9 protein-coding genes and 4 pseudogenes are annotated in these 14,266 nt (G+C 37.7%); 6 read left to right on the plus strand and 7 right to left on the minus strand.

Annotated elements, in window-relative coordinates; translation table 11 throughout:
• The 6 genes from ACFIMK_RS03220 to ACFIMK_RS03245 all read left to right on the plus strand — a co-directional run.
• Window positions 1-1,888, plus strand: a 1,888-nt coding sequence (locus tag ACFIMK_RS03220) for a DUF637 domain-containing protein (RefSeq protein ID WP_375683119.1), incomplete at its 5' end; no start/stop codon positions are given.
• Window positions 1,889-1,950: 62 nt separating this feature from the next.
• A complete protein-coding gene (locus ACFIMK_RS03225) occupies window positions 1,951-2,532 on the plus strand; it encodes an SMI1/KNR4 family protein (protein WP_375612460.1) in 582 nt (193 codons plus the stop codon).
• A gap of 52 nt (window positions 2,533-2,584) precedes the next feature.
• A complete protein-coding gene (locus ACFIMK_RS03230) occupies window positions 2,585-3,151 on the plus strand; it encodes an SMI1/KNR4 family protein (protein ID WP_375682053.1) in 567 nt (188 codons plus the stop codon).
• 52 nt (window positions 3,152-3,203) lie between these two features.
• Entirely contained in the window at window positions 3,204-3,773 is a 570-nt protein-coding gene (locus ACFIMK_RS03235; RefSeq protein ID WP_375612468.1) for an SMI1/KNR4 family protein, read from the plus strand.
• Between the two features lie 48 nt (window positions 3,774-3,821).
• The gene (locus ACFIMK_RS03240) at window positions 3,822-4,409 is read left to right on the plus strand and encodes an SMI1/KNR4 family protein (RefSeq protein ID WP_375612469.1); all 588 of its coding nucleotides are present in this window, start codon (window positions 3,822-3,824) and stop codon (window positions 4,407-4,409) included.
• 42 nt (window positions 4,410-4,451) lie between these two features.
• Window positions 4,452-4,916 (plus strand): SMI1/KNR4 family protein, encoded by a 465-nt coding sequence (locus ACFIMK_RS03245; protein WP_375683120.1) that lies wholly within the window; start codon window positions 4,452-4,454, stop codon window positions 4,914-4,916.
• 481 nt (window positions 4,917-5,397) lie between these two features.
• Here the strand turns inward: ACFIMK_RS03245 and ACFIMK_RS03250 are convergent.
• The 7 genes and pseudogenes from ACFIMK_RS03250 to ACFIMK_RS03280 all read right to left on the minus strand — a co-directional run.
• Window positions 5,398-10,378, minus strand: a pseudogene (locus ACFIMK_RS03250) (DEAD/DEAH box helicase).
• Between the two features lie 554 nt (window positions 10,379-10,932).
• Window positions 10,933-11,989, minus strand: a pseudogene (locus ACFIMK_RS03255) (DUF3987 domain-containing protein); the annotation flags it as partial.
• A 139-nt stretch (window positions 11,990-12,128) separates the two neighbouring features.
• On the minus strand, window positions 12,129-12,401 hold the full coding sequence (locus ACFIMK_RS03260) for a type II toxin-antitoxin system RelE/ParE family toxin (RefSeq protein WP_375610964.1): 273 nt from the start codon (window positions 12,399-12,401) through the stop codon (window positions 12,129-12,131).
• Window positions 12,398-12,688: a CopG family ribbon-helix-helix protein gene (locus tag ACFIMK_RS03265; RefSeq protein WP_375610963.1), complete on the minus strand. Its 291-nt coding sequence runs from the start codon at window positions 12,686-12,688 to the stop codon at window positions 12,398-12,400. Before ACFIMK_RS03265 ends, ACFIMK_RS03260 begins: the two co-directional genes overlap by 4 nt.
• 111 nt (window positions 12,689-12,799) lie before the next feature.
• Window positions 12,800-13,501, minus strand: a pseudogene (locus ACFIMK_RS03270) (virulence-associated protein E); the annotation flags it as partial.
• A 98-nt stretch (window positions 13,502-13,599) separates the two neighbouring features.
• Window positions 13,600-13,800, minus strand: a complete 201-nt coding sequence (locus tag ACFIMK_RS03275; protein WP_007347209.1) for an AlpA family transcriptional regulator — start codon at window positions 13,798-13,800, stop codon at window positions 13,600-13,602.
• Between the two features lie 207 nt (window positions 13,801-14,007).
• Window positions 14,008-14,266: pseudogene (locus tag ACFIMK_RS03280) on the minus strand (integrase); the annotation flags it as partial.

Consider the following 14,266-nt stretch of genomic DNA (forward strand, 5'->3'; position numbering starts at 1 on the left):
TGCGGCGATACAGGCTGGTGTCCAAGCGCTGATTAACAAAAGCGCTGTGGCTCTTGTCAATAATCGCGGCAATATTGCCGGCGCCTTGCATGAGCTTGGCTCTTCAAAGAATGTTCTCAGCATTGTCTCGTCGATGTTAACGGCGGGCTTAACCAGCCAACTAACCGAAATGGCAGGTGTTGGACAATCTTTGCCTAAAACGGCTCCTCTGGTTGATCGCATCACCCGTGAGGCGGAAAAGAACTTGATCAAAGCCGCCATTGGCACAGGCGTTCAAACGGCTCTTGAGGGTGGCTCTCTTGACAAGAACTTTTTTAACAATCTGCGCATCGCCCTGTCTGATACGGTTGGCAAATCGTTGGCAGAAGAAATCGGTACCGCCAAGGCTGAAGGCAAAATAGATACGGTCACGCAGATCGTTGCCCATGCAGGACTTGGCTGCTTAAAAGGCGCTGTTGCGAGCGGTGCTTGCACAGCCGGTGCTGTGGGGGGTGCTGTGGGTGAAGCCACAGCTATGCTCCAGTTTCAATTGTGGGTGCAAGGCATTGTGAAAGAGGAAATGGGGGATCTAAACGGTCGCACCCCAACTGCGGAAGAGCAAGCGCGTATAAACGCAAAGATTGATGCGCAGTTTGCTGACTTTAGGGATCACACCATTGATGTTGCACGGGCTGCGGGGGGCGTTGCTGCTGCCCTTGCCGGTGGCGATGTTGATGCCGGCGCCGATGCCGCTGGTAATGCCGCTGCAAATAACTTTTTGGGTAGTGCACAACGCGCTCAGATGAAGAAAGAGTTAGAAGAGTGCCCTGATGATCAGTGTCGAAGAGATGTTAACGAAAAATGGTTCGAGATTGATGAACAACAAGATAGAACTTTTTCGACAGGAATTATGACTGGTCTCATTGCCGATATACCAATCAAGCTATACGAGTTAGCTGATGGCGCTGTGAAGAACATGATGTTACAAATGATAATATTTGCTAGCAATCCACGGGGGGGCGTTGAAAAGAGTTTTAAAGACATTGGAACAGGAGCGTCTTGGGTCGTGAGTGGACATGTGATTGATGATGTCTGGGAAGGTGCTGGTCAATTCTGGGGAGGTGTTGAGGATTCCTTTATAGGGGATATAGATTACGTAAAAGAGAATATTGAAAAAGCGGGAGTTGACGGAGCTTTTAATGCTGGTTTTGAAAGTGGAAGATTATCAGCCGGAGTATTAGAAAACTTTGCTGGAGGAGCTGGAGCAGCCAAGGGAGCTATAAATCTTGGCAACAAGGCTGTGATCAAGTTCATTGCTAGGAAAGATTTTGCCCAATTCGCTTCCAAGAAAAATCTTGCCAAACTTGCAGCTCAGGGAGATCCTGACAAACTTGCGGCGAAGAAAGAACTAACTAAACTTGCTGCTAAAGAAAAAAAGCTTTGGTTAAAAAAGAAACCCACTAAATTTACCGATAGCAAATTTGGACAGACAAACAAAGCCTATCAGAGAGACGATTTGTTTGATCCTAACAAAATTGTTAGTTGGACAGTAAAAGGGGAAGAAGTATGGGGCACCAATGTTGAAAGAATGGAAGCAGGAAGAGCACCTATGGGGTTTGATGGCAAGCCTGTTGAGTTGCATCATCTATCGCAAACGCCTGAGGGGCCCATAGCAGAAATTGGTAGTAAAGATCATAACAAATATACTTCCGTGATTCACGCTAATCCAAAAACACATCAATCGCTTATAGAGAGAAAAAAGTTTGGTAAGTGGAGAGAGGAATATTGGAAGGAACGCGCTAAAGGTTATAGAGAACAAAAAAACAGTAATTTAGGAGGAATAATTGATATGAAATGGAGTATCATAGGGATAGATTTTGACAGATGGGGACAGGAGCATCGGCAATAATGCTCTACGGTTGATGAAAAGAGAAAAAAGAAACTTATAGAATAATTTATGGAGAATAATTGATGAAAACCTATACCTTAGATGATGTTGCAGTATTAATTGATAAAGTGAATAAATATGATGATGAGATTATCAATTTTGGTACTGCAAAAAATGCAGTTGATGATCTTGTAATTGAAAAGGCGGAGAAAACTCTCGGCTTACAATTCACATCGTCTTACAAGAGTTTTTTAAAAAATTACAAAGGAGGGGAAATTGGTGGTGAAGAAATCTTTAGTCTTTATAAGGAGTGTGGGGAAGGTGTTCCTGTTGGTGATATTGTTTACCGAAACTTACTCGATAGAAAAGATGGTTTTGCGACACCAGAACAGCTTATCGTTTGTGATGCTGATTTTGATGAAACCTTTTATTTTGATTATACGCAGTTTAGGGATGGTGAATGCCCACTCTATGTCAGGTTTCCATTGGGCGATTGCGAATATTACGCCAGTGATTTTTATGAGTTCCTTTGCAAACGGATTATAGTACACGCGGGAGAAGAGATACCTGATGGTGATCAACCAATTGAAAAGACTGAGAACACTCCCACTCCGCAACCTATCCCTTTTTACAAGAGTTTTTGGAAAAAACTATGGAAGAGGTGAAATTGATAGAGGAAATATGGAGCGTTTATAACGCACGTTTTGAGGATCATCTATGAAAACCTATACCTTAGCGGATGTCATAGAATTAGTTGATAAGTATAGCGATCGTATCAATTTTGGTACTGAAGATGACGCAGTTGATGATCTCGTGATTGAAAGGGCGGAGAAAGCTCTCGGTTTACAATTCACATCGTCTTACAAGAGTTTTTTAGAACATTGTAAAGGCGGGGACATTGGTGGTGATGAAATCTATAGTCTTTATGAGTATCCTATAGGTGTTTCTGTTAATGACATTGTTTTTCAGAACTTAAATGATAGAAAAGATGGTTTTGCAACACCAGAACAGCTTGTTGTTAGTAGAACAGACTTTGGTGAAACCTTTTATTTTGATTATACGCAGTTTCGGGATGGAGAATGCCCACTCTATGTCATGCTTCCATCTGAAGATTGCGAATATTACGCTAGCAATTTTTATGAATTCCTTTGTAAAAGAATTAAAGAAAGCGCGGGAGAAGAGATACCTGATGGAGACCAACCAATTGAAAAGATTGAGAACACTCTCACTCCGCAACCTATCCCTTTTTACAAGAGCTTTTGGAAAAAACTATGGAAGAGGTGAAATTGATAGAGGAAATATGGAGCGTTTATAACGCAAGTTTTGAGGATCATCTATGAAAACCTATACCTTAGATGATGTTGTAGAATTAGTTGATAAATATAATGATATTATCAATTTTCGTACTGAAGAAAATGCGGCTGATGATCTACGGATTGAAAAGGCGGAGAAAGCTCTCGATTTGCAATTCACATCTTCTTATAAGAGCTTTTTAAAAAAATATGTAGGAGGAGAAATTGGTGGTGAAGAAATCTTTAGCCTTTATAAGGAGTGTGGAGCAGATATCCCTGGTGGTGATATTGTTTTCAGAAACTTAAATGCTAGAAAACGCGGTTTTATGACAGCAGAACAGCTTTTCGTTAGCAGTACTGATTTTGATGAAACCTTTTACTTTGATTATACGCAGTTTAGGGATGGAGAATGCCCACTTTATGTCATGCTTCCATCTGAAGATTGCGAATATTACGCTAGCAATTTTTATGAATTCCTTTGCAAAAGAATTAAAGAAAGCGTGGGAGCTGAGATACCTGATGGTGATCAACCGATTGAAAAGATTGAGAACACTCCCACTCCGCAACCTATCCCTTTTTACAAGAGTTTTTGGAAAAAACTATGGAAGAGGTGAAATTGATAGAGGAAATATGGAGCGTTACGCAAGTTTTGAGGATCATCTATGAAAACTTATACTTTAGATGATGTTGCAGTATTAATTGATAAAGTGAATAAATATGATGATGATATTATCAATTTCGGTACTGAAGATGATGCAGTTGATGATCTACTGATTGAAAAGGCGGAGAAAGCTCTCGGTTTACAATTTACATCTTCTTATAAGAGTTTTTTAAAAAATTATAAAGGAGGAGAAATTGGAGGTTATGAAATCTGTAGCGTTTATAGGGATTGTGGAATAGGTATTGCTGCTGGTGATATTGTTTTCCGCAACTTAAATAATAGAAAAAGGGGTTTTGCGACACCAGAACAGCTTATCGTAAGTAGAACAGATTTTGGTGAAACCTTTTATTTTGATTATACGCAGTTTAGGGATGGAGAATGCCCACTTTATGTCATGCTTCCATCTGAAGATTGCGAATATTACGCTAGCAATTTTTATGAATTCCTTTGCAAAAGAATTAAAGAAAGCGTGGGAGTTGAGATACCTGATGGAGACCAACCAATTGAAAAGATTGAGAACACTCCCACTCCGCAACCTATCCCTTTTTACAAGAGCTTTTGGAAAAAACTATGGAGGAGGGGCAAATGATAGGGGAAATATGGAGCGTTACGCAAGTTTTGAGGATCATCTATGAAAACCTATACCTTAGCTGATGTTGCAGTACTAGTTGATAAATATAACGATAGTATCGATTTTGGCTCTACAGATGAAGCAGTTGATGATGCACTGATTGAAAAAGCAGAGAAAACTCTTGGTTTGCAGTTTACGTCTTCCTATAAAAGTTTTTTAAAAAACTATGGAAGAGGGGAAATTTGTGGTGAGGGAATATGTAGCGTTTATGATACAAACTTTGAGATTGTTCGTAGTGATGATATTGTTTATAAAAACTTAAATTATAGAAAAAATGGTTTTGCAATGCCACAGCAACTTATTGTTAGTAGAACCGATTTTGGAGAGACATTTTTCTTCGATTATTCTCAATTTCAGAATGGAGAATGTGCACTCTATTTTGATTTTCCACCCAAGGATCCACAATATTATGCAAGTAACTTCTATGAATTCCTCTGTAAAAGGATTACAGATAATTTGAAGTAAATTTCTTTGTATGGTGGTTTTATTTTCAAATTGCAATGTTAAACCACCATTATTTTTTTTAAATGAGAGAAAATTAAAATCAATATATTTCAATAGGTTAAGATTTTACAGATCTTAAAAAACAACCTATATAAAAATACAACCTATAAATTCAACTAATAATATACGTTTTGAGGGGTTTTGACGGTTTTTACACCTTCAAAACCTATAAGTAATATAAGAAAATGAATATACATAACTCTCTTTAAACAAAGCTTTTGAAAAGCATAAAGCACTCATTTTAGATTACGATATAATCTTTTAAAGGCAATTCAAAAGAAGCCTATTCACTTTAAGATGGGATTTCTTTTTAGAATAACGCATATAAACTGTCTTTTTGAGATTGTATCTAATCAACTTAACAAGAGAGGTATAGATTAATCGCTATGTTCTATACCCCTTATGAGTTTATCATACCCATTATGTGAGCATGCTTTATAAGTTATTCAGTTTCTCTTATTTCCAATTTTGGTAAGTTCTTAACGATTTTCATGGTTTCTAAACTTACGGTAATAACCCTTTGAAATAACTCTAGAGGGTAGGCAGGGTTGCCAATGGTTTCAACAGCATAGCGATTAGCATCATTAACAATGCCGCTCTTTTTATCTGTTTTAACACATTGACGTTCCATAACCCATTCAAGAGCAGGCTTTCCATTGACTATATACTCATAAGCTTTAAGAGGTATATCCGTCATGATGATATTGCTATTATAAAAAACAGTCGATTTATCCTTTTCCTTACTATTCCCAGAAAATTTCATTTCTGTAACGTAGTAAAATTCTTCGGGATTAGAGATCTCTGTCTGTTTTGGATTACCCTTTTTAAAGGTGACTGGATAAGGTTTTACAGTTTCATAATTCACGTGCAAATGACCCAGTTCACGCCCTGCTGTTACGAACTTCCAAAAATCATCAGCACTCTTTACACAAGGAATGCGAGGTAATTCTTTACATAAATTATGCGCATAACGAGCACGGTAATCTTCTGAATGAAGTAGACCGTAAACATAATAGAATAGATCATCTTTTGTTATGGTTTCATTAGGATAAGCGGCTTTAAAATGTGCTAATCCTTCATCAGTAATGGCATCACAGCGTTGTAAACCAGCTGTTTTGTTTTCCTCTATAGAATTTGTAAATAAATGGGATTGTTTCTCACTTTTACTTTTTGAAACCGTAGTATCTTCGTAAATATAGCGTGGAAAACATTGACCTTTTTCTATTGAATCTAAATTAGGCAAATCTTCAGACATAAGAACAGAAAAACCACACCTTGCTCCTACGCCTGTAATTTGAATTACTTTATTTTCAACCGCTTTTCCCATCGGAAATATCCGCGGCATTTGTAAAACCATTTCATTGAAGGTGCGATTATAATAGAGCCACTGTTGTGTAAAAGGACGATATAAACTTTGCATAAGGCATGTAGCTTCAAATTCAAAAGTATTTCCTTTTGCTAAATCTTCTTTAAGAGCGCGGCTCCAACTGATTTTTCTCGTATCTGTATTGACGAAATTGTCTACAGCATTTTTACGTATCCTAGGATCAACATGTCCATAAACATTATTAAAACGCTTTACTTCACTGTTATAGAAGGCAATCATATTACTTATGTTTTTCGCTAAAACTTCATAGCTTGAATTGTATACCCAAGCATCACGGCTAGTTACAATACCACAGGAATAAGTATCAAAAAGCTTTTTACCATGACCTTTTTTATAACTTATGGATAAAAATGCTTTAAAATTGTTATCACGTTGACCAAGCCAATCACCATGTTTATCTGGTGTGATTATTTGCCAACCTTGTTTACTTCGTGTAATGCCATCAATGCTCCTAAATTTTTTAATTGTCTTAAGCTTTTTTTCTCTTGTGTGATTATTACCAATATCATGATAGTAAATTTTACAAGGTCCAATAGCATTGGGATTTTTGATAAACAAGGTTACAGCAATACCGGTCATACTACCATTGCCAAAAATATTTTCACCTTCTTGAGCTCTTCCATTGCTTAACATATTTTTGCGAAGATCCCCCCGTAAATTAAGCACATAAATGCTCGTAAACTCTTTGGCTAAAGATTTTCGTAATCCATCCATTGTTGACTTTTCTATGTAACCAGAACCAGAAACAAAACCGATTACTCCAGCATTATCAATACGATCACTAGCCCAGCGAATGGCACGAATATAACTATCATAAAGATTTCGCATAAGGCTTGCTTTAGATTGAGCGGCGTAAGTTTCATCAATACGGTCATTTAATATCGGATAAGGCGTATTCTTTGCATTATCATTAGCACTTTTTTGACCTGTTGAATAAGGAGGGTTACCAAAGATAACTTTGATATCCAGTTTCTTTTGATGCTCTAAATATTCACTGTTTTCTTTGAATAATTTTTGCAGAAGGCTTTTCTCTTCAAGCATGCGGAATGTATCGGTTAAACCAATATGTTTGAAAGGGATATACTCACCTTTCATGATACTATGATACGTCGATTCAATGTTAATCGCTGCTATGTAATAGGCTAGCAAGACAATCTCATTTGCGTGGATATCATAACGGTATTTATATTCCATATCCTCTGGTTTGATGAGATTGGATTGTAATAGCCGTGTGATAAAGGTCCCAGTACCCGTAAAAGGGTCAAGAATAGAAACACCACGTGATCCTAGACTTTTTCCAAATTCATGACGCAACACATCATCAACAGAATGAATGATAAAATCAACAACCTCAATGGGAGTATAAACAATGCCTAATTTTTCTACTGTACGCGGAAAAGCATAACGGAAAAATTCATTGTAAAGCTCTACAATTAAACTTTGTTGTGCTTCAAGAGTGGTAATTCCACGCGTGTAAAATTTGTACACTCTTAGAAATATTTTTGAGATCTTGAGATTCTTCTTTAGGAGTAACTTTATCAAGGGCATTGAGTACACGTTGTAAAGCGCAAGATACGGGATTTTCTTGAACAAACTGATGCCCCTCAAATAAAGCATTAAAGACTGGACGCGTCACAAGATGTTGCGCAAGCATTTCAATCGCATTTTGTTCGGAGATAGTTGTATTTAAATTACTACGTAATTCGGTCATAAAATCATTAAACACCTGCCGTGTTTCAGTTTCTGATTTCGTCAAAACCTCAGTTAAGCGTGTGATATGAGTTTGAGCAAGATCACCAACATTTATTGCCCATTTTTTCCAATAGCTAGGGTCGTAAAATCTATTAACAATAGCAGCTTTAATGACATCTTTACATTTAGAAAAAAGGGGGAGTTCTCCTTGTTCTTCACATGTGTGAGAGGATTCATAAGTTGCTAACCCAATATTAAGTCCTGAATACTCTAATTTTGAGCGTATAGGTAAATCATCAATAACCGTGGTCGTATCTTCTAACGCAAGTTCTTGAGAAGCAGCAACAATTTCAAGAGCATCGCTTACGTCTTGTTTTTTGTGCATATGGTGAATTATTTTATTAAAGTTATCATCATGAGCACGTAAAGCATTGAGAACTTGCCAGATGACATTATACTTTTGGTTGTTTTCTAAGGCTATTTCCGGCGGAATATCAGCGGGTATCCCAACGGGTAGAATGATATAGCCTCTTTTTTTACCCTCTGCTCGACGCATTACACGTCCGATCGCTTGAATAATCTCAATTTGACTTTTTCGCGGGTGTAAAAATAGAACAGCATCAAGAGCGGGTACATCAACACCTTCAGAAAGACAGCGTACATTGGTAAGTACACGACAAGTATTTTCCCCCGCATCTTCCTTTAACCAGTCAAGTTGTTTTGTACGCTCTTTAGCACTAAAGGTTCCATCAATATGGGCAAGGGTACAGTTAAGAGGAGGAGTATCTTTATAGTTTTTATGAAGAGCGCGTAAAGATTCTTGCACTTTTTCTTTTTTGAATCTTTTGCATATGCGTTTAGAAGTATCAATATCTTTGCAAAAAGCTAAAGCTCTACGCATGGGCTTGGGGTCATCTTCAAGATCAAGTTTCAGATCCATTTTGGTAAGGGCTCTATAACAGCCATTAATCTTGGTCCTATCATCGAGAATAAGTTCATAATTCTTATCGGTAATAAGATGTTGAATGGATTGACTTACTTCTTCTTCGTTGACAACTAATATGATAACTTTACAAGGTGATAACAGCTTATCCTCTAAAGCACGTGAAAAGTTGTAAGTGTAAAGTTGTTTGCCATAGAGTTTTTCATTATCCATGGACACCAAAACGTTATTGGATAAGAAAGCATTCCTTTTCAGCTTGTCACTAAAGATCTTTGGGGTTGCTGTCATGTAGAGGCGTTTTTTGCCTCGAATAATGCTATTGTCATGAACCTTGATAAATTCAGATTCATGCTTTTCTGTTCCCAACACAACACCAGTTGTTCTATGGGCTTCATCACAAATGATCAGATCAAATTCAGGTAACCCATGGGTATTTTGTGCATCCGAAATCACTTGGATAGAATGATAGGTTGAAAAGATGACCGTCATTGCATCTGCTAGGTTTTCACAAGCTTCTTTGGCAAGGGCTTTCGCATCTGTTGTAGCAGGGAGAACAAGATCTGATGTTTCCATGCCAACAATATCATCTTGGTTTTTACGACGCTTGCCTACTTTCGTATCAGAACAAACCGCAAAGGAACGCAACGGGACTTGTGCATCGGCTGTCCATTCACGGATTGTTTGCGAAACTAAAGCCAGAGAAGGAACCAGAAACAACACACGCTTGCCTGTTCCTGCTATGGTTTCTGCTATCTTAAGGCTAGTGAAAGTCTTCCCCGTTCCACATGCCATAATCAGCTTGCCACGATCTGCTTCTTTTAACCCTTCACAGACTTTCTTGATGGCTTCTTCTTGATGGGGACGAGGCTCTTTTGTTGATTTCAGAACAACTTCTTTTTTCGTTGCAAATATTTGCCAATCTATCCGACTGTTTTCCATATGACGAAGGTCAATACGATAAACGGGTATCGCTTGTCCTTTAATCATGGCATTCACATTGTCACTTAATTCCACTTCTGTGCTGTCAACGAGAAGTCGATATTTAAAGATGTCTTTTCCAGATGCCGCGATAAAGCTATCAATATCCTTTTTACTGATCTGATGGTCTGCTTGATAAAACTTACATTGAATAGCCACATAGCCCTCTTGATTGCGAAGCTTGGCAACCAGATCAATGCCGATATCATTTTTATTCCAACCTTCACGCTCTTTAGCCCATTCATAATAGCTCTCAACTTTTTCATATCGCCCATAGTGGAGAGGGTCATACATAAGATATTTTGTCACAAAATCTTCAAACAGTTTCCCTCGTAGAGTATTTGAAGTTGTCTGTTCACGATAGGATTGTAAAAGGGAGCGTAAAGTGAATTGTTCATTATCAGACTTAATAGATTGCAGCATATTGTAATAAAAATCCCTTGCCTTATGAGATGATTAATAATCATCAAAAGAATCAAAATGAATTTAATTAAATGCATTTAAAGCAAATAACGATAAAAAAGGGAAAAAAACTGCTAAAAAAAGCCGATATTTTTTTCAAAAGGGGTCTTTAAGGCTGCTTATCAACAGCCCATGACATGGAATAAGATCAGCAAAGTAGTGAAATTTGCTATTCATTTCACGGGTTAATCAAGATAAATGTACTACGTTCTTTAAAATATCAGAATGAGTATTTTGATAGGTTTTGTCTGTTTTTAAACCCCCCAAAACACCTACAAAACCCTCTTAGATATATATTAAAAATTGTATTTATGTGTTATGTTTAATATAGGTTGTTTATTTGAAAGATTAATTTATTGAAATATAATAACTTTTATTTTTGACTAAAAAATATATATAAGGGGGGGTAAAAAGACCCCCCAAAACCCCCATACCCCCCCAAAAACTAATGATGGGAAGTGCTTTAAAGGTTCACTGTTATATTGTTTAATGTTTTATAAGATTTCCAAATTGCCTCAGTGTGATGTCTTATGACTTTTCACTAAAGGGTGCCATTCATAACGTATGGTAGGTCGACCGCCTTGGGAGTTATTCTCTCCAGAGATTTCACGAATATAGTTACAACGACATAAAAGCTCTAAAGCTTGCTTAACGGTTTGATTGTCTGTTAAATATTTCCAATCACGTTTATAAACATCCCTTGCTATAAAAACATCGGGTAAACAATCACAGCGTTCAACAATTAATTTTGCACGCTCTGCTNATAAAAACATCGGGTAAACAATCACAGCGTTCAACAATTAATTTTGCACGCTCTGCTGTTAATGTATCCCCCGCCGCATAAAGTCTTTTGACATGACTTAACAGATATTTTTCCCAACGCAAGGCTGTTGTAATGGCATAGAGACCAATTTCTAAACCACCACTATCAAGAAGTTCAAAAATTAACGCAAGGCTTGCTATGGTCTTTGGCATTTTTAAAAGATGCGATTGTAAGCTTTCTGAGTGAGTACCTCCTTTTGCCTCTTTATGAAGATGCTCGAACCATTCATAAAACTTCACTTGTGCTTTAGGAGAAAAACGCATAATCAGTGGTTGTTCGGGAGAACCTAAGCGTTTATCACGAAAAGAGCGAAATACCCCTTCATACTTTTGCCAGACCTCTTGATTGGGCGGTTTATCAACCAATTGCCACTCTTTATTGTCATCGGGCCAGACAATCATTTGAAAGCGTTGCAATAAACCGTCATCGTTTATTCCACGGTGTATGGCTTGAATGAGCGGAATAATGCGTGAAGGTTGAATGCCTCCAATCATGGATAAAGTGACATAAGGGATAAAAATGGTTCCACGCTCTATACGGTCATAAGTAAATTGATCATCGCCATTAAAAGCTGTTAAATAAAAGGCGCGGTCTGATTGATATTCCTTTCTTTCTAGATTGGCTAAAAAGCCAGCCAATTCATCACGCACCATTAAGAGACCACGGGGGTTTTCTTTTAAGAGTTCCCCAAGCTTTTCAACAGACACATCATTGACAATAGTGTCATCTTCATTTTTACGAGTAGAAACTAAGCGGTGTGCAAAGTGCATTATGCAATCATATTCGCAATATTAGAAAAATAATAATTTATCATTATTTACTGATACGGAGCGCAGTATTGTAGAAAATAATTTTCTTCAATTACAAAATAAATAAAAATACAGTTGATTAAGGAAATTTTTTCTTTGTATGGAGCACACGTAAAATACGCACAACGCCATTTGAAATATCATAAATCATGATATAATTTGGATGTACAATAAGTTCACGTGTATTTACAATTCGTCCTAAACGACCAAGGGTAGGAAATTTAACAAGTTTTTCTACTTTTTCAGATAAAAGTTGATCAAACTTTAAGGCAGCGGAAGGATTATCTTGTGATATGTATTCACGTATCTTTTTGCGGTCAACGTGTGCTACTTGTGTCCAAATTAGCTTCATAAAGTTGATCTATCTAGTTTACTTTGTGTCTTTAAGCGCCATTCTTTTGCTTCTGCTTCGATTTCTTCAGAAGACATTATATCACTTGCATTAGCAGAATTTATCCCTAATTGAACTTGTTCCCGAAACCATAAATCGTATGCACTTTTTTCTTTTTGTTCTTTTACGATATCGCGCATATAATCGCGCAATAATTGTGCACCAGATCTATCACACGCCTTTGCTGCTTTGGAAAATTCATTTTTTAATACATCATCGACGCGAAAGGTAAATGTTGTCTCAGCCATTTTACGACCACTTAATGTGTTACAAAGTAGTTCTAATGTAATGTATTTTTACTGTTTCTTCAATAGGTACTATTAGAATAGATATTTTATATCTATTTTGCATTTTCATAGGGTTGAAAGGGACGCCCATAAATCAACGGGCTCTGTTAACAACCCAGACAGTAGAGCTAGACCGGTTTCAATGCCCTCACAAATGACCAGATGTTTTGGATTGGCTTGACTTAAATGCACAGCACCACCCATAACAGACCCTAACATGGCTTTTGCTGGTTTTTGATCTGTTTTGCAGCCATTGGCTTGTAAAAAGGTTCTATGAATGGCAAAGGAGCCAGCACCCTTAACAAGAGCAACCAACGCGGGCAGTGTAACCCCAGAGGGGTGCGAACATTTGTCGTGAAAACGTAAATCGGGAGGCAAATCACATGTAATACCCCGCATACGTAAATAGGTTTCTGCTAAAGTATTTTTGATTGGTTGGCTTTGTTGCCAAATTGCTTTTGCTCTCTCTGCTTTCTGTTTTGCTCGTTTGAGATCAGCACAAAACTGTTTGGAGAAAGAGAGCGTCTGATCATAAGCTTTATCAAAAAAGGCTTGTTTTCCAAGCAAGCCAATTCTAATAAGCGCTTGTATGATCTCTCTAAAAGAGCAGCCAGCATAACAAGTGAGTAAAAGACGCCCATCATGTCCATTGGCAAGGGATAAGCTAGGCAGCCTATCATCATGAGCAGGGCAACGGGCTGTTCCATAACGCCCATGCCAAGTACCACGCAAGGCACGTGTGATACCTTGCGCATTCTTAAAAGAACACATCATTTTAAATCCTATAACGTTGCGTCATAGGACGGATTGTGCTATCTCTAGATTGATGAGTTTGAGAAAGCCTTGTCCGTCCTTATGTGACAAGGTTTTTTTTATGCCGCGTCACTTTGACGTTGCTGTTTTGCTTGCTCGATGACATTCAAAAGATCTGATTGTAACCAACGGGATAAAAAGCCAAATTTTAAAGGTTTTGGGAGAGAGCCATTGGTAACATGACGGCGGAATGTTGATACACTCATATGAAGCAATTTTGCACTTTCACGGTCTGTTAAAAGAATATCATTTTCTGTCATTCTAAAATCCTTTCACTATAAAAATGGTAACACATCATAACCATTTATTAACCACATTTTGGTTCATTTAGAAAGATGTTTTATTCATAGAAAACAATATTTTATTATACAATTTCTGATGTGATAATTTATGACTCTTATTGAGAAAGAATGAGAGAGAAGAGAGCTAAAGTTATCCACAGATCATGGGGTTATGCACCCCATATCTTAAGATTGACCTGTGACATAAGCCGCCCATTTATCCATATAAACGCGGCGCTGTTCTAAATAGTCAGTCCGACGATAGGCACGTTCTACTTTACCGCCGACCGTATGAGCTAAAATAGTTTCAGCGACCTCATAGGGGGCATCGGTTGTTTCAGCAAGCCAATTGCGTAAACTAGAACGAAAACCATGCGGGCAGGCTTCAAGTTTATTGTCTCTCATATATTGAGCCATACACTTCTCAGCGAGGGGACCGCGACCT

This window comes from Bartonella sp. AP280QHHD (assembly GCF_042196125.1).
In the GTDB taxonomy this organism is placed as follows: Bacteria; Pseudomonadota; Alphaproteobacteria; order Rhizobiales; family Rhizobiaceae; genus Bartonella.